We start from the raw sequence: 23,378 nt of genomic DNA, 5'->3' as shown, positions 1-23,378 counted from the left end.
TTTAGTTCTTCTGTATATTTTTGAAATGATTGTCCTTTTCTTGCCATAAAAAAATCCCCTCCAGATAAAACAGTATTGAGTCCATCATATCAGATGGACTCTTTTTTTACTGTCTACCTATAGGGGATAATACCACCCTCATTATGAGGAAGCTCGCTTTTTTTATTCTTTCATTTTAGACTTTAAATTTGTAACTAATTGATCTACCGTTACATTTGCAAGTACGTTTTCCATCGCTTCTTGCGCTTGCATTAAAATAATTTCTAATACTGATTGAATATTAGCTCCTACTGGACATTCAATGTTGGGATTTTCATGGAAGGAAAATAGCTGTCCTTCTTCTACAACTTCCACTGCTTTATATACATCAAGTAATGTAATTTCTTCTAAATCTCGAGCAAGTGTCGTACCACCTTTACCAGCTTGTACATCAACAAGTCCTGCTCTCTTCAACATTCCTGTAATGCGACGAATCACAACTGGATTTGTATTCACACTACCGGCAATCCATTCAGAGGTACAGCGAGAGTTTCGATCTATCGCAAGTAATGTCAGCATATGAACACCTACTGTAAAACGACTACTAATCCCCATCTGCACACCCTCCTTTTTATTCATTCTATTAAAAGACGACTCTTATCATTATATACTATTTTTAATTTATACATAAAGAAAAAGCATGATTTCAATAAGAAATCACGCTTTTCTCTCATTATTGACGCTTTATAAATTTCGCTAAATCTTTAAATTTCACTTTATCTGAGTAATTCATTACGCCGTTTACGTAAATGCGGCTTGTAACAGCATTTAATACCGCAATTGTCGCCAATAAGACTGCTAATGTTATCGTAATTTCTAGCATACCTGCTTCACCAGCTACAATACGTGAGAAGGTAACCATCGGTGTAAAGAATGGAATGTAAGAACTTACAACGACGATAGTACTATTCGGATCACTTAATGATTTAATACTAATAAAGAATGCAGCCATAATTAAAATCATTACCGGGAAAGATACAGCTTGTAAATCCTCCGTCTTAGACACGACAGCTCCAGCAGCAGCATACATCATCGCATAAAGTAAATATCCCGTAATGAAATAAACAAGAAACATGCTGATAACCTTTGCATCTAATTTCGTAAAGTCAATTGGAATACCAAATAGTGAGGCACTTTCTAAATCGACCCAACCTAACAAATATGGAATAAGATAACCACACGCCAATATGACAAGTTGTAATAACGCCGTTGAAACAACCGCTAAAATTTTCGCATACATCATCGTAAGAGGCTTCACTTTCGGAAGCATTACTTCCATTACACGTGACGCCTTTTCAGATGCAATATTCATTGCGATTGTATTTCCGAACGCTACAATAAACATATATAAAGCAAATGTAAAGAAATAGGCAATTCCGAAAGAAGATGTACGATCTTTTATCGCTTCTTGCTTTACTTGAATTTCTGTTTGTAATTGCTGTGCAATTTCTGGTGAAACATTATTTTTGGCAATCGTCACCATCGTATATTGTTGCTTTAAATATCCTGCCATAATTGCAGAAGTTGCTTGGCTTGGAAATCCATTATACATATATGTAATCGATGGAGCCCCATCCTTTTCCGTCACATGGAATAGACCATCTAAATCGCCTTCTTCTACTTGCTTATGCAGTTTATCAAAATCATCCTTTGAACCAATTGTTATTTTTGCTGATGGCAATAGCTTATTTAGCTCATCTTTTTGTACTTTATATGTGGAACTCTCTACTACAACTGCAATTTTATCTTTATCCTTATTTTTATCATCGCCTGAAGTAAAATGATTAAATGCAAAAATCCCAAACACAACTAAAAATAAAATCGCACTCGTAATTAATGATTTTTTAGATAAAAATGCTTCCCTAAAATAAAATGAAAATACGTGAGAAAATTTACGCATCGTTATTTCGCCCTCTCTACAAAGATTTCGTTTAACGTCGGCTCTAACATTTTAAATTGTCGTAAGGTAACACCTTGTTCTTGCAACTGTTGTAAAATCTTTAGAGCTTCTGCATCATCTTGTACTTGCACATAAAGAAGACCTTGTTGTTTTTCATAGGATACATGAATAGCTTCTAATCCCTTCGCATTCTCTTCTGTATCTTCAATCGTTAAATTACGGAAACCGTACTCTTTTTTAATATCACTTAACTGGCCTTTTACGACTGCTTCGCCTTTTTTCAAAATACATACATGTTGGCAAAAAGCCTCTACTTGTTCCATACGATGACTAGATAAAATAATCGTCTTTCCGCTCTGTACTTGTTCTTCAATAATGCTAGCTAACATTCCAGCATTAACTGGATCCAGTCCACTAAATGGTTCATCTAAAATGAGAAGTTCAGGATTATGAAGAAGAGCAGCAATTAATTGGATTTTTTGCTGATTCCCTTTTGAAAGCTCTCCAGCCGTTTTAAATTTATATTCTGGTATCGCTAAACGCTCTAACCAGTGATCAATAGCGTGATCCACTTCTTTCTTCGACATTCCTTCTAATCTACCAAAATATCGCAGCTGATCTATTACTCTACTTTTTGTATATAAACCTCTTTCTTCTGGTAAATATCCAATTGTTACACCACTATTTCCAAATGCTTTTCCATCCCATGTAATCGAACCTTCATTAGGCGTTAATAATCCGAGAAGCATTTTGATTGTTGTTGTTTTCCCTGCACCATTTCGTCCAAGTAACCCTAGTACTTCACCTTTTGGTAACGAAATTTGCAAACCGTTAACTGCTTTTGATTCCCCAAATTGTTTCGTTAAGTTTTGAATTTGTAAACTCAAGTATAAAGCCTCCCCTTTAGTATCATTCGTACTCTCTTTCAAAGACTATGTTTATTCAAGACAAAATATAGCACCACGCTTCATCCTCCTATATGTAAACATCATCATGAATCCATCATTTGTTCTATTTAGTTAAAATTGTAAATAACAAAGTTCTTTTTGTCAATTATAATTGTCATTACGACAATAAAACTTGTCAAAACAACTATTATTATTTTGCTCATCTTTCTAATATAGGACATACTACTATATATATAAAAGACAATATGCAAATGTTCATATAAAAATATTATATTTTAATATATAATATAAAATGATTTTCTAACATCAAGGAGGATACATATGAAGATGAAGAGGGGCATTACCACTTTATTATCTGTAGCGGTTCTATCTACATCACTTGTAGCATGTTCAGGAACACCAGAGAAAACAGTGGCGAAAGAAGAGAAAGTAAAATTAACAGAACAACAATTAATGGCTGATTTATGGTATCAAACAGCCGGTGAAACGAAAGCACTTTACTACCAAGGGTACAACATTGGTCAATTAAAGCTTGATGCAATTCTTGCAAAAGGGACAGAGAAAAAACCTGCTATCGTGCTTGATTTAGACGAAACTGTTTTAGATAACAGTTTCGTCTAAATCAAGCAATGAGCGTAAAAACAGGCAAAGGCTATCCTTACAAATGGGATGATTGGATTAACAAAGCTGAGGCTGAAGCCCTTCCAGGCGCAATTGATTTCTTAAAATATACAGAGTCTAAAGGTGTAGATATTTACTACGTCTCAAATCGTAAAACGAATCAACTAGATGCAACAATTAAAAATCTTGAGCGTGTAGGTGCTCCTCAAGCAACGAAAGAACATATATTACTACAAGATCCGAAAGAAAAAGGGAAAGAAAAACGCCGTGAACTCGTTTCTCAAACCCATGATATTGTCTTATTCTTCGGTGATAACTTGTCTGATTTCACAGGTTTTGATGGAAAATCTGTAAAAGATCGTAACCAAACAGTAGAAGATTCAAAAGCACAATTTGGTGAGAAATTCATTATTTTCCCGAATCCAATGTATGGTGATTGGGAAGGCGCTTTATATGATTATGATTTCAAAAAATCAGATGCAGAAAAAGATAAAATCCGTCGCGACAACTTAAAATCATTTGATGTAAAATAAAAGAGGATGGCGAATGCCATCCTCTTTTATTTTACTTTCTCTGTTAAAGGCAAGATAAATACTTCCACACGTCTATTCTTTGCCTTTCCTTCTTGCGTATCGTTTGGAGCAATTGAACGGTATTCTCCGTATCCAATCGCACTAAATTTTTCTGGTTGTAATTCTTTATTTTGCAGTAATACTTGCATAAAATTAACTGCCCGCTGCGTACTTAATTCCCAATTCGACGCAAACTGCGCATTGGCAATAGGGACATTATCCGTATGACCCGATACTGTAATTTCACGAGGTGACGCTGAAACAAGTAAGCTAGACATCTCTTTTGCAATCCCTAAAGATTCTAATTTCACATCTGCTTTCCCCGAATCAAACAGTATATTTTCTAATATTATCACCATTAATCCCTTTTCAGTTAATTTAGTTTGAAAAGAAGAGGATAATTGTTTTTCATTAATATATTGATCAATCTTTTTTTGTAATGCTTTCAATTCATCCATCTCTTTTTTTTCTTTAGCTCTAGCTTCTTCTTGTTTTTTTGCTTGTTCTGCCTCAAGGCTACTTGCTGATAATTCTTTTTCATCATTTGGCTTTTGATCACTTAAAAATTCTTTGTTGCCTGTTCCCCCAGCTAATTCACTTCGAAAAGCAACTGCCATCTGTTTAAACTTCGCAGCATCTATACTACTCATTGCGAATAAAACGATAAACAATGCAAATAACAACGTTAACATATCAGAATATGGAATTAACCATGTTTCATCGATATGCTCATCATGTTTTTTCTTTTTACCTCTTCTATTTTTCTTACTCCGCATTTTTTTCTGCTCCTTTTTCTAGCTTTTTACGCTCGGTTGCAGAAAGTGCACCTAAAATACGGTTCTTCATAATAAACGGATATGTACCTTCTTGTAACATTAATAAACAATCAATGATTAAACGTTTTTTCTCAATTTCAGCTGAAGATTTTTGCTTTAACTTATTTGCAAATGGATGCCATAATACATAACCGGAAAAAATACCAAAAATCGTTGCAATAAACGCACCCGAAATAGCATGACCTAACTTTTCAATATCAGTTAAGTTACCAAGCGCAGCTACAAGACCGATAACAGCACCCAAAACTCCTAATGTCGGTGCATACGTACCAGCTTGTGAAAAAATAGCAGCTCCCTTTGCATGTCTTTCTTCAATTGCCTCTAATTCAGATTCCAAAATCTGCTCTAAATCTTCTGCGGATACACCATCAATCACAAATTTCATACCGCGCAAAAGAAATTCATCTTGAATTTTGTCTAATTGTTGCTCTAAAGACAAAATACCGTATTTTCTACTTTCAGATGTCCAATGAACAAATAATTCTAGCAACTGTTCATAACTTAAATCCTTTTTATTTGAACCAAAAAGAACTTTAAATAGTTTTGGAACCCTTTTTAGTTGATTCATCGGAAATGCAATACATACTGCAGCAAATGTACCGATAAAAATAATTAATGCTGCGGCAGGATTTAATAAGGCTGTTATGTCAGCGCCCTTGACGACCATCCCTACTACCACTGCTACAAATCCTAAAATAAGTCCAATAATTGTTGCAAAATCCATTCCCATTCACTCCTAGTCTATACAAGAAGTTCTCTATTCTCGATAATCGCTATATCTTCTTATGTATATATATTACATAAAAAATGCATTTCATGAAAGATAAGAAATGAATTATATAAAAAAATACTACAAATTCACACATTTTCTGACATTTTCTTTGCATTTCTATTACGTTATGACTCTTATATTCCTTTTCCAACAAACTAGATTTATAATAAAAAAACATTACACATTCTATTAAGAAGGGACTGTGATTACAAGGCATCATGAAAAAGATAATAATTATTTCTGCCACTACTATTGTAATCGGGATCACATCTTTCGCTTACTTTGGTTCTAAAACACCACTACATCATGAAGCAAAAGCTGTCGAAAGTCAAAAGCATACTAACCATAAAAAAGAAGAGATTCCTGCTTTTCCAAAAGCTGATCATAATGCAAAGAAAATAGACAATGACTTTTCAGTTGTAACAAATCCAAAATCTAATCTTGTCTTAATTAATAAACATCGAAAACTACCAGATGGATACATTCCTGAAGACTTAACGAGACCCAATGTACCATTTATTAGTCCAAAAGATAAAGAAAAAACATTGCTGCGAAAAGATGCTGCAGAGGCACTTGAAAACATGTTTAAAGCTGCGAAAAAAGAAGGGCTTGATCTTACAGCTGTATCTGGTTATCGTTCATACAAACGCCAAAAATCGTTGCATGATACATACGTTAGACGTCAAGGAAAAGCCGAAGCTAATTCGGTAAGCGCAATTCCTGGTACAAGTGAACACCAAACGGGTTTAGCAATGGATATTAGTTCAAAATCAGCTAAATTTCAATTAGAGCCTATCTTCGGGGAGACAGCAGAAGGAAAATGGGTCGCAGAACACGCTCATGAATTCGGCTTTGTCATTCGTTACTTAGAAGATAAAACAGATACAACAGAATATGCATATGAACCATGGCACTTACGCTACGTTGGTAATCCATACGCTACATACCTATATAAACATCACTTAACATTAGAAGAAGCGATGGAAGACAAAAAATAAGAGAGCAAATTGCTCTCTTATTTTTCTTTCACTCTGTTATTGTATTAATTTCTTCTTCCATTCTTCAGGCCATGGTTCGCCTCTTCCTGTTTTTTTCGACGCTTGAACCATCATTCCACGACCTACTAAACAAACCTCTCCTGCTGCATTCTTCACCATATAATGTAAATCTAAAGAAGAATTCCCGACCGATCCTGCCTTTACATACACCTTCAGCTGTTCATCAAAATATATTTGCTTAATAAAATTACATTGTAAATCCGCAACAACGATCATCGTTTCTGATGATGCATGTGTCCACTCTTGCATAAATCCAAGTTCTTTAAACAACGCAATACGAGCTTCTTCAAAATAAGTAAAAGCAACGACATTATTTACATGTCCAAACATATCTACTTCACCAAAACGAACCTTTACAGGGTTGTAAAACGAAAAACCACTTTCCCATTGCTCAAAGTCTTCAATATAAGAAATCCTCTTCATTGTTATCTCTCCTTTTCACCTTAAAATAAACAGAATAAACAGAAAAATATAGTTATAAATATTGCCTCTTCGATATGAAGAGGCAATATTTATTAATAGTTATTATCGCTACCAAAGAAATCTTTGAACGATTGAATTGTTGTATCACGGTTTAATGCCGCAATTGAAGTTGTTAAAGGAATACCCTTCGGACATGATTGCACACAGTTTTGAGAGTTACCACAGTTTGCTAGTCCTCCATCTCCCATAATTGCACGTAAGCGATCTGCTTTATGCATTTCACCCGTTGGATGTGAGTTGAATAAGCGAGCTTGTGATAACGGTGCTGGTCCAATAAAATCAGACTTACTGTTTACGTTTGGACATGATTCTAAGCAAACACCACATGTCATGCATTTTGAAAGCTCATAAGCCCATTGACGCTTTTTCTCAGGCATTCTTGGTCCTGGACCTAGGTCATACGTACCATCAATTGGAATCCACGCTTTAACGCGTTTTAGAGCATTAAACATGCGACTACGATCAACTTGTAAGTCACGTACAACCGGGAATGTCTTCATCGGTTTTAAGCGAATTGGTTGCTCTAATTGATCGATAAGTGCCGTACATGATTGACGTGGTTTTCCGTTAATCACCATCGAACATGCACCACATACTTCCTCTAAGCAGTTCATATCCCATGCAATCGGAGTTGTTTGGTTCCCTTTTGAATCAACAGGATTACGACGGATTTCCATAAGTGCTGAGATAATATTCATATTCGGACGATATGGAATTTCAAACTCTTGGTCAAAGGCTTGCGCATCTGGCCCGTCTTGTCTTGTAATGATGAGGCGGATTGTTTTCTCAGACATGTTGTTTATCCCCCTTCTCTTCACCCTTAGCAGCTACATCGTGTTTTGAAGAATAATCACGTTTACGTGGTTTAATTAACGAAATATCAACGTCCTCGTAATGGAATGCTGGTGCATTTCCTTCTCCCTCAAATTTTGCCATCGTAGTTTTTAAGAAGTTTGCATCATCACGATTTGGGAATTCAGGTTTGTAATGCGCCCCACGGCTTTCATTACGGTTATATGCGCCAATTGTAATAACACGTGCTAACTCAAACATATTTGCAAGTTGGCGTGTAAATGAAGCACCTTGGTTACTCCATCTTGCTGTATCGTTAATGTTAATACGTTTGTAACGAGCCATTAATTCTTCAATTTTCGCATCTGTTTCTAATAATTTTTTATTTTCACGAACTACTGTAACGTTATCTGTCATCCATTCTCCAAGCTCTTTATGAAGAACATACGCATTTTCGTTACCATCCATCGTTAAAATATTGTTAAATTTCTCTGTTTCGATTAATTCATTTTGCTCATATACAGTAGATGAAACAGCATCAGATGATTTAGAAAGACCTTTCATATATTCAATTGCGTTTGGTCCCGCTACCATACCACCATAAATTGCTGATAATAGTGAGTTCGCACCAAGACGGTTACCACCGTGCATAGAATAATCACACTCACCTGCTGCAAATAAACCTGGAATATTTGTCATCTGTTTATAATCAACCCATAGTCCGCCCATTGAATAGTGAACAGCTGGGAAGATTTTCATCGGTAGTTTACGAGGATCATCCCCTGTAAATTTCTCATAGATTTCAATAATTCCACCTAGTTTAATATCTAGTTCTTTTGGATCTTTATGAGAAAGATCTAAGTACACCATGTTTTCACCGTTAATACCTAGTTTTTGCTCTACGCAAACATCAAAGATTTCACGCGTCGCGATGTCACGAGGTACAAGGTTTCCGTAAGCCGGATATTTTTCTTCTAAGAAGTACCATGGTTTACCATCTTTATATGTCCAAACACGTCCACCTTCACCACGTGCAGATTCACTCATAAGACGTAATTTATCGTCTCCAGGAATTGCCGTTGGGTGAATTTGAATGAACTCACCGTTTGCATAATATGCGCCTTGTTGATATACAGCAGAAGCTGCTGTACCTGTATTGATAATGGAGTTTGTTGATTTTCCGAAAATGATACCAGGGCCCCCTGTTGCCATAATTACGGCATCTGCTCCGAAACTTCTAATCTCCATAGTTTGTAAGTCTTGTGCAACGATTCCTCGGCACACACCTTCATCATCAACAACAGCTCGTAAGAAATCCCAACCTTCATATTTCGTTACAAGTCCTGCTACTTCGTGACGACGTACTTGTTCATCTAATGCGTAAAGTAATTGCTGTCCAGTTGTTGCACCAGCAAATGCTGTACGGTGATGTTGCGTTCCACCAAATCGACGGAAATCAAGAAGTCCTTCTTCCGTACGGTTGAACATAACACCCATACGGTCCATTAAATGAATGATACCAGGTGCTGCTTCACACATTGCTTTAACTGGTGGTTGGTTCGCTAAGAAGTCCCCACCATAAATTGTATCGTCAAAGTGGATCCATGGAGAATCCCCTTCACCTTTCGTATTTACGGCACCGTTAATTCCGCCCTGAGCACATACAGAATGTGAACGTTTTACTGGTACTAAAGAAAACAGTTCAACATTTACTCCTGCTTCTGCCGCTTTAATCGTTGCCATTAAGCCAGCCAAGCCACCGCCGACTACTATAAGTTTCCCTTTCATGCTCTCCCACTCCTTACTGGTTTGCTAGCTGTGGATCGATGAACGCTAATAATGCACTCACACCTACATAAGATAAACCTAAGAAAATAGCTAATGTTACATAAGTAGAGATTCTTTGTGAACGTGGAGATACTGTAATTCCCCAGCTGATGCAGAATGTCCATAGTCCATTTGCAAAGTGGAAAATCGTTGAAACAACACCAACTAAGTAGAATGCAAACATAGCTGGATTGTTTAAAATATCTGCCATCATATCATAGTTTACCTCTTTACCTAACATTGCTTGAATACGAGTTTCCCAGACGTGCCAAGAAATGAAGATCAGCGTAACGATACCTGAAATTCTTTGGAAAACGAACATCCAGTTACGGAAATAACCGTAAGAAACCGCATTGTTCTTAGCTGTAAATGCAATATATAAGCCATATATAGCATGGTACAGTATCGGTAAAAAGATGATGAAAATTTCTAGCGCATACCGGAATGGAAGGAGCTCCATAAAGCCTGCAGCTTTGTTAAAAGCCTCTGCTCCTCGTGTTGCAAAGTTGTTTACAATTAAATGTTGCGTCAAAAAGACACCAACCGGGATGACCCCCATTAATGAGTGCCACTTACGAAACGTATACTCGCGGCCTTTCATGTCCCCATTACCCCCCTTGAATGTTTGACTGCTGTTTTCAGATTAGTTTATGACAATAATGTTTTTTCACTATTGGCATAAGAAAAACTGAAAAAATTATTCGAAATATTTCAGCATAATTTGATACCAAGTTCATTTTACTCCTATTTTTGTCGAAGCGTCAAGAAAACGTATACATAATTTGCATATAATTTGCCAATTCTTTTTTTCTTCTTATATATTCAGATTTTCCTAAAGAAAAATCTGTTTTTATAAATGTGAAATGTTATATAATAATCCCTATAGAAAGAGGGGAATATTGTGAGTAAAAATACAATCGATACAACATCTTTAGAAGATGTTTCATTGAACGCCTTCGCTTATGAATTGCTACGTGAAGAATTACTACCTGATTTAATCGGCAACGATTTAGATGGTATTTTATACTGGTCTGGTAGAAACCTTGCAAGAAAATATCCGCTAGAAACAATTGAAGAAGTCATTCAGTTCTTTGAAAAGGCTGGCTGGGGCACTTTAAGCATTGTTGAACATAAGCGTCGTGAAATGCAGTTCCAACTTAAAGGCACACTCATCGCAGAACGTCAAAAACAAAAACGACATTCTTCTTATCAACTAGAAGCCGGATTCATCGCTGAACAAATCCAAAAGCAACGGAACGTCGTTGCGGAGTCATACGAAGAAAAGAAAAAACGTTCTGACTCTATTACATTTCTTGTAAAATGGGATATAAAAGATCTCATTGAAGTGTAAGCATTACCTACAGTCAACTAGACATATCAGTTTAGTTGACTTTTTTGTATTTTCATTCAGATGAGTTTATTTTAAATCTTCAGAAATTATACCAAAAAACAGAAGACGTTGTAAACTACAACGTCTTCTTATCTGTTAAATACGTATAAATCGTCTCCGCGACATTTTTCGGCATACCCGCTTCGACAAATTCCTCTATAGAAGCTTCTTTCATCTTCTTTAATGAACCAAAATGTTTTAACAATACCTTTTTCCGTTTATCACCGATTCCTGGAATATCATCCAATGCTGATTGAATGACAGATTTCCCATGTAATTGACGATGGAATGTAATCGCAAATCGATGCACCTCATCTTGAATACGCTGCAACAAATAAAATTCTTGGCTATTTCTCTCAAGTATCACAGGTTCCGGTGGATCCCCAATAATTAAATGGGAGGTTTTATGTTTATCATCTTTTACAAGACCTGCCATCGGAATATATAATCCGAGCTCATTCTCTAAAATATCACTTGCAGCCGCTAGATGGCCTTTTCCTCCATCAATAATAATCAAATCAGGTAAAGGTGAATTTTCTTTAAGCGCCCTTGTATAACGGCGCCTCACAACTTCTCTCATAGACTCATAATCATCTGGTCCTTGAACCGTTTTAATTTTATATTTCCGATACTCTTTCTTCGCCGGTTTCCCATCGATAAAAGCAATCATTGCAGAAACGGGATTTGTTCCTTGAATATTTGAGTTATCAAACGCTTCAATACGATATGGCGTTTCAATCCCAAGCTGCTTCCCTAAATGATCTACCGCTTTAATCGTTCGTTCTTCATCACGTTCAATTAAGTAAAACTTCTCTTCAAGAGCAATCTTCGCATTTTTATTTGCCAATTCTACAAGGTCTTTTTTCTTACCACGTTTCGGCTGCGTCGCTTCCACTTCTAAAAAGCGCTCTACTAATTCCGAGTCTATACTTCCTGGAACGACAATTTCCTTCGGCTTAAAATGACTACTGTTTTCATAAAATTGGCCGATAAACGTTAAAAAACCCTCTTCTGGTTCATCGTAGATTGGAAACATAGAAACATCACGTTCAATTAGCTTTCCTTTTCGAACGAAGAAAACTTGAACACACATCCATCCTTTATCCACTGCATATCCAAACACATCACGATCCACTAAATCACTCATAATCATCTTTTGTTTTTCCATAATCGCATCAATATGAGCAATTTGATCACGCAACTCTTTTGCACGTTCAAACTCTAGTTTCTCTGAAGCCTCATACATTTTTATTTCTAGTTCTGAACGAACTTCTTTATGTCCACCATTTAAAAACTTAATAATTTCATCTACAATTTCTTTATTTTGTTCTTCCGTCACTTCTTTCACACAAGGTGCTAAACATTGACCCATATGATAATACAAACAAACTTTATCTGGCATATTCGTGCATTTCCGAAGTGGATACATACGATCTAGCAGTTTTTTCGTTTCATGAGCAGATTGTGCATTTGGATAAGGACCAAAATATTTCCCTTTATCCTTTTTTACGTTTCGAGTAATGAGTAAGCGCGGTTGCTTCTCCGCCGTAATTTTAATAAAAGGATATGTTTTATCATCTTTTAATTGAATATTATATTTCGGATCATATTTTTTAATTAGATTTAACTCTAAAATAAGTGCTTCTAAATTCGAAGAGGTTACAATATATTCAAAATCAACAATTTCTCCTACAAGCCGCAGTGTTTTCCCATCATGTGAACCAGTAAAGTACGAGCGCACACGATTTTTAAGCACTTTTGCCTTTCCGACATATATAACCGTTCCTTGCTTATCTTTCATTAAATAACAACCAGGTTGATCTGGTAAAATAGCCAACTTCTCTTTCAAATGTTCGTGCACTCGTCTCCCTCCATTTCTACATACTTAGCATTTTTATTTTCCCTTGAAAACATACTATGCCCAAACACCCAACATACGTTCTTTTATTGTAACGGAAAGACTGTAAAAAAGAAAATAAAAAAAGCTACCAAATGGTAGCTTTTTTATTTTAGAAGTGTTTAGAAACTAATTCTACTAACGCTTCTTTCGGTTTGTAACCTAACGCTTGATCAACTACTTTACCGTCTTTTAATACGAAAAGAGCTGGAATGCTCATTACTTCGAATTGACGAGCAGTTTCTTGGTTTTCATCAACGTCTACTTTTACTACTTTTACTTTTTCGCCTAGTTCTGCATCAATTTCCTCTAATACAGGAGCGATCATTTTACAAGGTCCACACCAAGGTGCCCAGAAATCTAATAATACAACACCTTCGCTAGTTTCAGCTGCGAAGCTTTGGTCATTTGCGTTTACAATTGCCATTTTATTTCCTCCTTCAAGTATATTCGACCAAGAGTATATCATTAACTTATATACGTGGCGAATAATATGTATCGTTATGTATTGTAACAAAAAAATGTTCCTTTATACTATATAAAAATACGGATTAAATACTAAAAAGATGAGAGACAGGGGATCTCTCACCTTTTTCTATATATAGGGGTACTTCACTTGGAACTCAAGGGTACTTAAATCATGAATGTACTTTTAACTTTTTAAACTCTTCTGTTAAAAGAGGTACAACTTCGAATAAGTCACCGACAATACCATAGTCAGCTACTTTAAAGATACTTGCTTCTGGATCTTTATTAATCGCAACGATTATTTTTGAGTTAGACATACCTGCTAAATGCTGAATCGCACCAGAAATACCACATGCAATGTATAAGTCTGGCGTAACAACTTTACCAGTTTGACCAATTTGTAATGAGTAATCACAGTATTCAGCGTCACAAGCACCACGAGATGCCCCAACAGCGCCGCCTAGTACGTCTGCTAACTCTTTTAATGGTTTAAAGCCTTCTTCACTCTTCACACCGCGTCCGCCAGCGATAATAACTTTTGCTTCAGAAAGATCCACACCTTCTGCTGTTTTACGGACAACATCTTGAATGATTGTACGTAAATCTTTCACATCAACTGTAATAGAAGATACGTCACCGCTGCGAGACTCATCTTTTTCCAGAGTTGCAATGTTATTTGGACGCACTGTCACAAATAAGATGCCGTCTGTTACAATCTTCTTCTCGAATGCTTTCCCAGAATAAATTGGACGAGTGAAGATAACATTTCCACCTTCAACCTCTAAAGCAGTTACGTCAGAAACTAAACCAGCTTCAAGCTTCGCTGCTAATTTTGGTGATAAATCTTTACCAAGTGCTGTATGTCCAAAGACAATACCTTCTGGATTTTCTTCAGCATGTACAGCTAAAAACGCTTGTGCATAACCATCAGATGTATATGATTTTAATTTATCATTTTCAACTGTCACAACGCGATCTGCACCGTAATGAATCAATTCATTTGCAAAAGAGGCAACGCTGTCTCCAATTAGAAGACCTACTACTTCACCGCCTTCTGCAATTGTTTTTGCTGCTGCTACCGCTTCAAAAGAAACGTTACGTAGCGATCCATCACGAACTTCACCCATTACTAATACTTTACGAGCCATAGATTTTCCCTCCTGCATATATAATTTCGTATTTTATTAGATTACTTTCGCTTCTGTATGGAGCAACGATACAAGTTCTTTTACTTGATCTTGCAGCTCGCCTTGTAACACTTTTCCTGCATCTTTCTTAGGAGGCAAATAGATTTCAATTGTTTTTGTTTTTGCTTCCACATCATCTTCTTCTAAATCTAAATCATCTAATTCTAATTCTTCTAGCGGCTTTTTCTTCGCTTTCATAATACCTGGAAGCGATGGATAACGCGGTTCATTTAAACCTTGCTGTGCTGTTACTAAAACTGGTAATGAAGTTGCAATCACTTCTGTATCACCTTCAACATCACGCTCAATCTTCACATATGTACCGTCAATTTCAAGTTTTGTAATTGTCGTTACATATGGAATATTTAACGCTTCAGCTACGCGTGGTCCTACTTGTCCAGATGCACCATCAATTGCAACGTTTCCACCTAAAATTAAATCTGCATCTTTATCTTTTAAATATTCAGCAAGCACTTTTGCTGTCGTGAACTGGTCACCATTTTCTACATCATCTTCAATATTAATTAATACGGCTTTATCACAGCCCATTGCTAATGCAGTACGAAGTTCTTTCTCACTATCTTCGCCACCGACTGTTACAACTGTAACTTCTCCACCTTGTGCGTCTCTTACTTGAATTGCTTCTTCAATTGCATATTCATCGTAAGGGTTGATGATGAATTCCGCTTCGCCATCGTAAATTGCACCGTTTTTAATTACGATTTTTTCTTCTGTATCAAATGTTCGTTTCATGAGTACGTAGATGTTCATTCCATTTACCCCCTTGTTTTTCAGAAAGATTCTATCAATTTTAATTTTCTGTTAATTTATATTAAAAAAATAATTGAACTACCTGCCACTAAATGAAGGTTTACGCTTTTCTAAAAATGCAGCTACACCTTCTCTTCCATCTTCACTTGTAAATACTTCACCAAAAATCTGTGATTCACGTTGTACACCTTCATAGTAATGAGACGATTTTGTCGTTTGCAATAACTCTAGTACAGCACGAGTTGTTGCTGGACTTTTTCCAGCAATTTGTTTTGCAACTTTAAGCGTATCATCTAAAAGAGATTCTTCAGAGAACAATCCGTTAACAAGTCCCCACTTTAATGCTTCTGCACCAGTAATTGGTGTACTTGTTAACATCATTTCACAAGCTTTCGCTTTCCCAACATAACGTGGTAAGCGCTGTGTACCTGCAAAGCCAGGAATTAATCCAAGTGTTAATTCAGGTAAACCAAGTTTTGCACTTTCAGTTGCAAAGCGCATGTGGCAAGACATAGCAAACTCAAGGCCGCCGCCCAGTGCCGCTCCATGAATTGCCGCAATAACTGGTTTTGAACATTTTTCAACACGCTCAAACGTAACTTGTCCAAGCTGTGCTAATTCTGTTGCTTGTTTCGCTTCAGTAACAGATGTAAATTCTTTAATATCTGCTCCCGCTGAGAAGAAACGTCCTTCACCGTGAATAACAACAACACGAATGTTATCATCCTTTTCCACTTGATCAATTAATTCAGTAACGTCATGCATAACTTGTGAAGACATCGCATTCGCTGGTGCGTGATTTAACGTCGCCACCGCGATATGATCTTCAACTCTTACAGATAGGAATTTCAACATGATCCCTCCCATTATTGACGATAACCACAAGCTGCAATAAGTAGCCCGTGTACCGTTTTTGAAAGTGCGACCAGATCATACTTATGATCGCTCATTACCCAATTGGTCACAACTTCATCTACTGTTCCAAAGATCATTTGTCTTGCCACGCGAACATTTAAATCTGCTTGAAATTCACCTTGTTTTATACCAGTCTCTAAAATCTCATCCATAACTTGTAAGTAGCCTTTTAATACTTCATTTATTTTAAGGCGCAAGTCTTGATTGGACTGCCTCAGCTCTAATTGCGTAACGATAGCAAGAGAATCATTTTGCGACAACAGCAAGAAGTGCGTTTCTACCAACATGAATAACTTCGATACAGCGCTTTCAATTCCTGCTGTTTTTTGACGAATTGTTTCGACAAATTCTCCCATCTTCTCTTGGAATAAGGATATTAATATATCTTCTTTATTTTTAAAATATAAATAAATCGTGCCATCAGCTACCCCAGCTTGCTTTGCGATTTTAGAAACTTGCGCTTGGTGGTACCCATTCTCCGCAATCACAATAACTGCCGCATCAATAATTTGATTGTATTTCGGTCTATTTTTCTTCACTTTACTGTCCCCTTCAAGAAGATGACTGAATGAATAGTCATTCATATTCTTATAATACTGACTATTTAGAAAAGTGTCAATCCTATTTTTTCAAAAAGAAAGGGCCTTATCCCGTTTGCTCATCCTCATTCTTTCTCTTCTCTTCATCTATTAGAACACGGCGTAAAATTTTCCCTACTGTCGTTTTTGGCAATTCATCTCTAAACTCATATACTTTCGGCACTTTATAAGCCGCTAAATATTTACGTGCAAACTGATTTAATTCTTCCTCAGAGCACTCCGTACCTTCTTTTAACACAACAAATGCTTTAACTGTCTCTCCTCGGTACGGATCTGGAACTCCAATTGTCACTACTTCTTGCACTTTTTCATGCTCATATAATACTTCTTCAACTTCACGAGGATACACATTAAATCCACTCGCGACAATCATATCTTTCTTGCGATCTTTTACATAGAAGAATCCATCTTCATCCATGTAGCCAACATCACCTGTATGGAGCCAGCCATCTTGCAATACAGCCGCTGTTTCCTCTGGCTTATTCCAGTATCCTTTCATAATTTGAGGACCTTTCACTACAATTTCCCCTATTTCTCCTGGCGGTAATGCCTCACCAGTTTCAAGTGACATAATGATCGCTTCTGTATCTGGCCACGGAACTCCAATGCTACCTGGCACTCGCTTTTCCCATAAAAAATTACTATGTGTAACCGGAGAGGATTCTGTTAAACCATATCCCTCTACTAGTTTACCACCTGTAACTGTTTCGAACTTTTCCTGTACTTCTACTGGGAGTGGTGCTGATCCACTAATACAAGCACGAATAGAAGAAATATCGTATTCTTTTAAAAGTGGGCTATTTAAAAGAGCGATATAAATAGTTGGTGCCCCTGGAAATAGTGTCACTTTATGCTTCTTAATCGCTTCAAAAACCATTTTCATATCAAACTTTGGAATAAGGACCATTTTGTATCCTTGCATAACACTCAAATTCATAACAGCCGTCATGCCGTACACGTGGAAAAATGGAAGAACCCCAAGAACGACTTCTTCTCCTTCTTTGCAATTATATAACCATTGAACTCCCATTAACGTGTTAGAGACGAGGTTTTTATGCGTTAACATAACGCCTTTCGGAAATCCGGTTGTTCCTCCTGTGTACTGTAAAAGAGCTAGATCTTTTTCAGGATCACAAGGCTCCTCAACATCCGTATTCACTTCTTTTTCTACTGAATTCCAAAGATGAATCGTTTCACTCTCTGATACTTTCACAACTAAATTTGACTGTTTTTTCTGCACAAATGGATACAATAGATTTTTAGGGAATGGTAAAAAGTCCGCAATGCGAGTTACGATAATATGCTCAATTTTTGTAGCAGATTGAACATTCGTTACTCTTGGAAACACTAAATCGAGACAAAGAATTACTTTCGCTCCCGAGTCATGAAGCTGATATTCTAATTCTCTCTCTGTATACAGTGGATTTGTTTGTACTACGATACCTCCCGCAAGTAATGTACCGTAATAACCAATTACAGCTTGCGGACAATTCGGCAACATAATAGCAACTCGATCACCCTTTTCCACACCGAGCTTTTGAAGATAATTTGCAAACCTCTTCACCTTATCATGGAAGTCCGAAAACGTAATATCCTTCCCTAAAAAGTGAAGCGCTTTCTTTTCTGGGTAGCGAGAAGCCATCTGTTCTACATATCTATGAAGCGGCTGAATATCATAAGAAATCGTACTCGGAATTTCCTCTGGATAACTTTTCAACCATGGTTTTTCCACCTTCAAATACATAAAAATAAATGAATGTTCATTCATGATGGTTATTTTCATTATATTATAGTCACCATAGTATTACAATCATAATATTCTGACTTTTGTATAACTATGCTTTACTTCATTAACTTCTTATTATATGTAGAAACTCTCTTAATCTTAAAAGAGTAAGAGAGTTATAGTTTAACTTAATCTTATTATCGTTAACACTGCTCCTGGAGTAGTTGTTGATAATGTTGCGACAGCTAACAAACCAAATAATTGCAAGCTAATAGCATCTCCTGCTGCAAGAGTTGTAATGATTGTTGCGCTAAATGATGTGGTCGCTACAGCAGGAGAATTAATCGTCCCAGCAAGTGGTGCTCCATTGATTGTAATCCGTGAACTAACTAATAATGAAGCCGTTATATTAATCGAATATGAAATATAGTAATTTCCAGCATTTGCAACCGTAAATACTGTATTTCCCCCGGAAACCGTAATACCTGGACCGATATTTTGATTATTCGGAAGCGGGACATTCGTTCCACCTAGAAGTACTGATATCGCTGTTCCTGACGTATTATTTGCAAATGCATATGTCGCCGTGATACTTGTACCTGTCGCTCCGGTTGGGCCTGTCGCTCCGGTTGGACCCGTCGATCCTGTTGGACCTGTTGAACCCGTTGATCCTGTTATTCCTGTCGCTCCCGTTGGACCTGTTAAACCCGTTGATCCTGTTATTCCTGTCGCTCCCGTTGAACCTGTCGCTCCCGTTGGGCCTGTTGAACCTATCGCTCCGGTTGGGCCTGTTGAACCTGTCGCTCCCGTTGAACCTGTCGCTCCTGTTGGGCCTGTTGAACCTGTCGCTCCCGTTGGACCTGTTAAACCTGTCGCTCCCGTTGCTCCTGTTATTCCTGTCGCTCCCGTTGGACCTGTTGAGCCTGTTGCTCCCGTCGGACCGGTTGGACCAACCTTAGGCACTGTCCCATCGCAACTAAAACAGCATGAATCAACATGTACACCATTTTGATTATTACACCCACAATATCCATTTATGTTATTGCTCCATGAAGACATGTTGATCACTTCCTTTATATTCGATCTTTCTAGTGCAATCACCAACTAAAAAAACAACTATCTAAATAACAAAGAAATACTTTGCCTAGTCGGGGATAAAACACAGATTTCCTCCATACATTCTAGTAATTATTACATGCGATTCACTCTCCTTTTGCTTGTACTTTCGCCCCATCTCCACAGATTATTAACCATACACATTACACTTTCGTACACAGCCAAGTTCCCATTTTAACTTTCCACATTCGCCAATATTTTTAGTAAAGAGACTTACTCTCCATAAAGTGAAACTTTAATCAGCCCGACTCCCACCTAACTTCTTTGCTCCACCCAAATTTTGAGATATGAATCTTACGGCCGGGCAAATAGCGGGATAAATAACGACTATAATATATATAAATTCATATAATTTGTTGTTTTTCGTCGAAATTTTAAAAATATATTGACAATTAAAATACCCTCATAGTATGATTTGGGTGTTGTAATTGATAACCATTTTCACTCATGGTACTAGTTACAAAAAACACTTAATTTGGGGGCAGAAGATGAAGAAAATTATCAGTATTTTTATAGTAGTTCTTCTATTCGCTGTTGGATGCGGACAGCAAAAAGAGGAGAAAAAAGAAACAAAAGCGGACAATAAAAATCAAGCTATAACAATTAAACACGCTGAAGGGGAAACGAAGTTAGATAAACCAGCGAAAAAAGTAGTTGTACTTGAGTGGGTATATTCAGAAGACTTATTAGCACTTGGTGTTCAGCCAGTAGGGATGGCAGACATTAAGAATTATAATAAATGGGTAAATACAAAAACAAAACCGAGTAAAGATGTTGTAGATGTAGGGACACGTCAACAACCAAACTTAGAAGAAATTAGCCGTTTAAAACCAGACTTAATTATCACAGCTTCATTCCGTGGTAAAGCAATTAAAAATGAATTAGAGCAAATTGCACCAACAGTTATGTTTGATCCATCAACAAGTAATAACGATCACTTTGCTGAAATGACAGAAACATTTAAACAAATTTCAAAAGCAGTTGGAAAAGAAGAAGAAGGTAAAAAAGTATTAGCTGATGCAAAAGCAAAAATTGAGAAAGCAGACTTAAAAGATAAAAACATCGCAATGGCACAAGCATTTACTGCTAAAAACGTACCAACATTCCGTATCTTAACTGACAATTCTTTAGCTTTACAAGTTACAAAAAAATTAGGTTTAACAAATACTTTTGAAGCAGGAAAATCTGAGCCAGATGGTTTCAAACAAACAACTGTAGAATCATTACAAAGTGTACAAGATTCAAACTTCATTTACATTGTAGCGGATGAAGATAACATTTTTGACACGCAACTAAAAGGCAACCCTGCTTGGGAAGAATTAAAGTTCAAAAAAGAAAACAAAATGTATAAATTAAAAGGCGATACTTGGATTTTCGGTGGTCCTGAGTCTGCAACATCTTTAGCAACACAAGTAGCAGATGTAATGACAGCGAAGAAGTGATTACACGATGAATAGCTTACAACACACACTTCGAGCAAGTCTTGTATTCGGAGGAGGAGCAGCTCTCTTGCTCCTCCTTTTCTTTATTCATATCGGACAAGGTCAAGCAAACATTTCCTATAGTATGATTATTGATGCTCTTATCTCACCGAACCAATCGCTAGAACATCAAACTTTAATCATGCTTCGATTACCTAGAGCTGTAATTGCCATTTTAGCTGGAGGCGCTCTTGCTGCATCAGGGGTTATTTTACAAACGTTAACGAAAAATCCACTTGCTGAATCCAGTACAATGGGTATTCACTCTGGCGCATATTTCTTTCTAGTAGCGGCTACAATTTTCTTACCGAAAGGTTTACAAATTAATTCTCTTCTGTTCACATTTATCGGCGGTGCTATTACTGCTTTATTTGTATACCGTATTTCTGGTGGAAAAAAGGGAACCCCACTTAGAATGGCATTAGCTGGTATGGTCGTTACATTAATGCTCTCTGCCTTTACCGGAACGATGCAGCTTTTCTATGAAAATGAAACAGCTGGTTTATTTTTATGGGGAGCTGGCTCTCTTATTCAAAATAACTGGGATGGCGTTCAATTTGCTTTTCCATTTATCATTATTTCTTTCCTAGTTTTACTATTTATGTCTCGTAAACTCAACATTCTCTTACTTGGTGATGATGTTGCTGTTTCTCTTGGTGAAAAAACAGCAGTAACACGTCTTATCGCCTTCATTGCTGCAATCTTTTTAACAGCAGTAATTGTTACTGTTGTTGGACCAATTGGATTTGTCGGCTTAGTTGCGCCTCATTTAATGCGCCTTATCGGATACCGTCAACACTTTACTCTTCTTCTCTCTTCTTTCTTATGGGGGGCAGTATTATTACTTGGAGCAGATGTTGTCGGTAGATTAATAGATCCAACCGGTGCAGAACTTCCTGTTGGGGCAGTCACAGCAATGATTGGATCTCCTTGGCTTATTTACTTAGTGTACCGAATGATGAAGTCGAAACAATATATGAATGATAACGGTGCGAATGCAGCTGGAGCTAGTTCCCGCTATTACTCTTATAAAAAGGTAATCATTATATCTATCACACTTTGTATTGTGACGATTGCTCTTGGTGTTACAATCGGTAGTAACGCTTATATCGAAAGTATTACAAATGTTATATCAGGTCAATTAACACTATTTGACAAAAATATGATGATGAATCTTCGTTTACCAAGAATGCTCGTGGCTGCTATTGCTGGCGCATGCCTTGCAATAAGTGGGCTTGTTTTCCAAGGTATATTACGAAATCCACTTGCCGATCCTTCTATTATTGGTATTTCATCGGGAGCTGGTGTTGGTGCTTTAACTATTATGTATGTCTTTCCTGCACTTCCTGGTTTCTTTCTACCAATTGGTGCATTTATCGGAGGACTACTTGCAGTAGGAATTGTCCTCTTCTTTTCATGGAAATCAGGATTTAGCCCAACAGCCCTTGCTTTAATAGGAATTGGTATTTCTGCACTTGGCTCGGCAATTATTCAAATCTTTATCGTTAGAGCCAATTTGAATGTTGCCGCTGCTTTAACATGGTTATCTGGCAGTACGTATGCAAGAGGATGGAATCACTTAGAAAATATCATTCTATATCCATCTCTAATTCTTGTATTCATTATCTTTTTCTTAATAAAACAACTTGACGTTCTCGTACTTGGAGACGATTTAGCAACTGGACTTGGGCAACCAGTAAATAAAACACGTCTTGCTCTGATTGTGCTAGCGACACTACTTGCATCAGTAAATATCGCTGCTGTCGGTACAATTGCCTTTTTAGGCCTTGTCGCACCTCACTTAGCAAGAATTATTGTTGGTATGAATCATCAAAGACTATTCGTTTGTTCAGCACTATTTGGAGCAATCCTTCTTTCTGTTGCTGACTTACTTGGACGTACAATCGCATATCCGAAAGAAATTCCTTCTGGTCTTGTCGTTGCTGTACTTGGAGCACCTTATTTCTTATGGTTGATGAGGAAGAGTGGGAAGAAGGTTAATTAAAAGACGGCTTCATAT

The 23,378-nt window shown here is 37.0% G+C and carries 21 protein-coding genes and 1 pseudogene; 5 read left to right on the top strand and 17 right to left on the bottom strand.

Going from position 1 to position 23,378, the window contains the following annotated elements; translation table 11 throughout:
* Positions 1-162 precede the first annotated feature (162 nt).
* The 3 genes from MR169_RS03715 to MR169_RS03705 form a co-directional block, all read right to left on the bottom strand.
* Positions 163-594 carry an Rrf2 family transcriptional regulator gene (locus MR169_RS03715; RefSeq protein WP_000512998.1) on the bottom strand — a complete coding sequence of 144 codons (432 nt, stop codon included), beginning with the start codon at positions 592-594 and terminating at the stop codon, positions 163-165.
* A gap of 118 nt (positions 595-712) precedes the next feature.
* Positions 713-1,939 carry an ABC transporter permease gene (locus MR169_RS03710; protein WP_016118684.1) on the bottom strand — a complete coding sequence of 409 codons (1,227 nt, stop codon included), beginning with the start codon at positions 1,937-1,939 and terminating at the stop codon, positions 713-715.
* Between the two features lie 2 nt (positions 1,940-1,941).
* Positions 1,942-2,826: an ABC transporter ATP-binding protein gene (locus MR169_RS03705; protein WP_044796506.1), complete on the bottom strand. Its 885-nt coding sequence runs from the start codon at positions 2,824-2,826 to the stop codon at positions 1,942-1,944.
* Positions 2,827-3,168: 342 nt separating this feature from the next.
* Between MR169_RS03705 and MR169_RS03700 the strand changes: the two are divergent.
* A pseudogene (locus tag MR169_RS03700) lies at positions 3,169-4,001 on the top strand (5'-nucleotidase, lipoprotein e(P4) family).
* Between the two features lie 26 nt (positions 4,002-4,027).
* On the opposite strand, the gene motB reads toward MR169_RS03700, so the two are convergent.
* Together motB and motA are read right to left on the bottom strand one after the other, a co-directional pair.
* Positions 4,028-4,816: a flagellar motor protein MotB gene (gene motB / locus MR169_RS03695; protein ID WP_242318909.1), complete on the bottom strand. Its 789-nt coding sequence runs from the start codon at positions 4,814-4,816 to the stop codon at positions 4,028-4,030.
* Positions 4,806-5,600: a flagellar motor stator protein MotA gene (motA, locus tag MR169_RS03690; protein WP_000344853.1), complete on the bottom strand. Its 795-nt coding sequence runs from the start codon at positions 5,598-5,600 to the stop codon at positions 4,806-4,808. Before motA ends, motB begins: the two co-directional genes overlap by 11 nt.
* Positions 5,601-5,866: 266 nt before the next feature.
* Here motA and MR169_RS03685 point away from each other — a divergent pair, with 266 nt between their 5' ends.
* Positions 5,867-6,646: a M15 family metallopeptidase gene (locus MR169_RS03685; protein WP_044796503.1), complete on the top strand. Its 780-nt coding sequence runs from the start codon at positions 5,867-5,869 to the stop codon at positions 6,644-6,646.
* Positions 6,647-6,682: 36 nt separating this feature from the next.
* Here MR169_RS03685 and MR169_RS03680 read toward each other — a convergent pair whose 3' ends face one another.
* The 4 genes from MR169_RS03680 to sdhC form a co-directional block, all read right to left on the bottom strand.
* The gene (locus MR169_RS03680; RefSeq protein ID WP_000822733.1) at positions 6,683-7,129 is read right to left on the bottom strand and encodes an acyl-CoA thioesterase; all 447 of its coding nucleotides are present in this window, start codon (positions 7,127-7,129) and stop codon (positions 6,683-6,685) included.
* A gap of 92 nt (positions 7,130-7,221) precedes the next feature.
* Positions 7,222-7,983: a succinate dehydrogenase iron-sulfur subunit gene (gene sdhB, locus MR169_RS03675; RefSeq protein ID WP_001291827.1), complete on the bottom strand. Its 762-nt coding sequence runs from the start codon at positions 7,981-7,983 to the stop codon at positions 7,222-7,224.
* A complete protein-coding gene (gene sdhA, locus MR169_RS03670; protein WP_000676750.1) occupies positions 7,976-9,769 on the bottom strand; it encodes a succinate dehydrogenase flavoprotein subunit in 1,794 nt (597 codons plus the stop codon). The genes sdhB and sdhA overlap by 8 nt, the downstream gene beginning before the upstream one ends.
* A gap of 13 nt (positions 9,770-9,782) precedes the next feature.
* Positions 9,783-10,409: a succinate dehydrogenase cytochrome B558 gene (sdhC, locus tag MR169_RS03665; protein ID WP_000678354.1), complete on the bottom strand. Its 627-nt coding sequence runs from the start codon at positions 10,407-10,409 to the stop codon at positions 9,783-9,785.
* 300 nt (positions 10,410-10,709) lie between these two features.
* Between sdhC and MR169_RS03660 the strand changes: the two genes are divergently transcribed.
* Complete coding sequence (locus MR169_RS03660; RefSeq protein ID WP_000042226.1) at positions 10,710-11,159, top strand: YslB family protein; 450 nt, start codon at positions 10,710-10,712, stop codon at positions 11,157-11,159.
* 115 nt (positions 11,160-11,274) lie between these two features.
* On the opposite strand, the gene uvrC is transcribed toward MR169_RS03660, so the two are convergent.
* The 8 genes from uvrC to MR169_RS03620 form a co-directional block, all read right to left on the bottom strand.
* Positions 11,275-13,059, bottom strand: coding sequence for an excinuclease ABC subunit C (uvrC, locus tag MR169_RS03655; RefSeq protein WP_000544295.1), 1,785 nt, complete (start codon positions 13,057-13,059; stop codon positions 11,275-11,277).
* A gap of 148 nt (positions 13,060-13,207) precedes the next feature.
* Positions 13,208-13,522, bottom strand: coding sequence for a thioredoxin (gene trxA / locus MR169_RS03650; RefSeq protein ID WP_001018943.1), 315 nt, complete (start codon positions 13,520-13,522; stop codon positions 13,208-13,210).
* 211 nt (positions 13,523-13,733) lie between these two features.
* Entirely contained in the window at positions 13,734-14,711 is a 978-nt protein-coding gene (etfA, locus tag MR169_RS03645) for an electron transfer flavoprotein subunit alpha (RefSeq protein WP_000101947.1), read from the bottom strand.
* Positions 14,712-14,747: 36 nt separating this feature from the next.
* Complete coding sequence (gene etfB, locus MR169_RS03640) at positions 14,748-15,521, bottom strand: electron transfer flavoprotein subunit beta/FixA family protein (RefSeq protein ID WP_242318908.1); 774 nt, start codon at positions 15,519-15,521, stop codon at positions 14,748-14,750.
* Positions 15,522-15,599: 78 nt separating this feature from the next.
* The gene (locus MR169_RS03635; RefSeq protein WP_000911292.1) at positions 15,600-16,376 is read right to left on the bottom strand and encodes an enoyl-CoA hydratase; all 777 of its coding nucleotides are present in this window, start codon (positions 16,374-16,376) and stop codon (positions 15,600-15,602) included.
* Positions 16,377-16,387: 11 nt separating this feature from the next.
* A complete protein-coding gene (locus MR169_RS03630) occupies positions 16,388-16,975 on the bottom strand; it encodes a TetR/AcrR family transcriptional regulator (RefSeq protein ID WP_481746812.1) in 588 nt (195 codons plus the stop codon).
* A 106-nt stretch (positions 16,976-17,081) separates the two neighbouring features.
* Complete coding sequence (locus tag MR169_RS03625; RefSeq protein ID WP_016118686.1) at positions 17,082-18,767, bottom strand: long-chain-fatty-acid--CoA ligase; 1,686 nt, start codon at positions 18,765-18,767, stop codon at positions 17,082-17,084.
* 177 nt (positions 18,768-18,944) lie between these two features.
* The gene (locus tag MR169_RS03620; RefSeq protein WP_242318905.1) at positions 18,945-19,820 is read right to left on the bottom strand and encodes a BclA C-terminal domain-containing protein; all 876 of its coding nucleotides are present in this window, start codon (positions 19,818-19,820) and stop codon (positions 18,945-18,947) included.
* Positions 19,821-20,365: 545 nt separating this feature from the next.
* On the opposite strand from MR169_RS03620, the gene MR169_RS03615 reads away from it, so the two are divergent.
* Entirely contained in the window at positions 20,366-21,319 is a 954-nt protein-coding gene (locus MR169_RS03615; RefSeq protein ID WP_242318904.1) for an ABC transporter substrate-binding protein, read from the top strand.
* A gap of 7 nt (positions 21,320-21,326) precedes the next feature.
* Entirely contained in the window at positions 21,327-23,363 is a 2,037-nt protein-coding gene (gene fhuB, locus MR169_RS03610) for a Fe(3+)-hydroxamate ABC transporter permease FhuB (RefSeq protein WP_001087098.1), read from the top strand.
* Positions 23,364-23,378 lie beyond the last annotated feature (15 nt).

Origin of the sequence: Bacillus cereus group sp. BfR-BA-01349 (assembly GCF_022663795.1) — a bacterium.
GTDB lineage: Bacteria > Bacillota > Bacilli > Bacillales > Bacillaceae_G > Bacillus_A > Bacillus_A cereus.
The sequence above is the reverse complement of the archived record's forward strand: the minus strand, read 5'-3'. Positions and strand labels throughout refer to the sequence as shown.

What these genes read in the sequence shown, in the direction of transcription:
- sdhC (WP_000678354.1), bottom strand. Translation starts at nt 10,409, where the DNA reads ATGAAAGGCCGCGAGTATACGTTTCGTAAGTGGCACTCATTAATGGGG.
- sdhB (WP_001291827.1), bottom strand. Translation starts at nt 7,983, where the DNA reads ATGTCTGAGAAAACAATCCGCCTCATCATTACAAGACAAGACGGGCCA.
- MR169_RS03680 (WP_000822733.1), bottom strand. Translation starts at nt 7,129, where the DNA reads ATGAAGAGGATTTCTTATATTGAAGACTTTGAGCAATGGGAAAGTGGT.
- trxA (WP_001018943.1), bottom strand. Translation starts at nt 13,522, where the DNA reads ATGGCAATTGTAAACGCAAATGACCAAAGCTTCGCAGCTGAAACTAGC.
- MR169_RS03710 (WP_016118684.1), bottom strand. Translation starts at nt 1,939, where the DNA reads ATGCGTAAATTTTCTCACGTATTTTCATTTTATTTTAGGGAAGCATTT.
- fhuB (WP_001087098.1), top strand. Translation starts at nt 21,327, where the DNA reads ATGAATAGCTTACAACACACACTTCGAGCAAGTCTTGTATTCGGAGGA.
- etfA (WP_000101947.1), bottom strand. Translation starts at nt 14,711, where the DNA reads ATGGCTCGTAAAGTATTAGTAATGGGTGAAGTTCGTGATGGATCGCTA.
- motA (WP_000344853.1), bottom strand. Translation starts at nt 5,600, where the DNA reads ATGGATTTTGCAACAATTATTGGACTTATTTTAGGATTTGTAGCAGTG.
- MR169_RS03685 (WP_044796503.1), top strand. Translation starts at nt 5,867, where the DNA reads ATGAAAAAGATAATAATTATTTCTGCCACTACTATTGTAATCGGGATC.
- MR169_RS03635 (WP_000911292.1), bottom strand. Translation starts at nt 16,376, where the DNA reads ATGTTGAAATTCCTATCTGTAAGAGTTGAAGATCATATCGCGGTGGCG.
- MR169_RS03615 (WP_242318904.1), top strand. Translation starts at nt 20,366, where the DNA reads ATGAAGAAAATTATCAGTATTTTTATAGTAGTTCTTCTATTCGCTGTT.
- motB (WP_242318909.1), bottom strand. Translation starts at nt 4,816, where the DNA reads ATGCGGAGTAAGAAAAATAGAAGAGGTAAAAAGAAAAAACATGATGAG.
- etfB (WP_242318908.1), bottom strand. Translation starts at nt 15,521, where the DNA reads ATGAACATCTACGTACTCATGAAACGAACATTTGATACAGAAGAAAAA.
- MR169_RS03620 (WP_242318905.1), bottom strand. Translation starts at nt 19,820, where the DNA reads ATGTCTTCATGGAGCAATAACATAAATGGATATTGTGGGTGTAATAAT.
- MR169_RS03715 (WP_000512998.1), bottom strand. Translation starts at nt 594, where the DNA reads ATGGGGATTAGTAGTCGTTTTACAGTAGGTGTTCATATGCTGACATTA.
- sdhA (WP_000676750.1), bottom strand. Translation starts at nt 9,769, where the DNA reads ATGAAAGGGAAACTTATAGTAGTCGGCGGTGGCTTGGCTGGCTTAATG.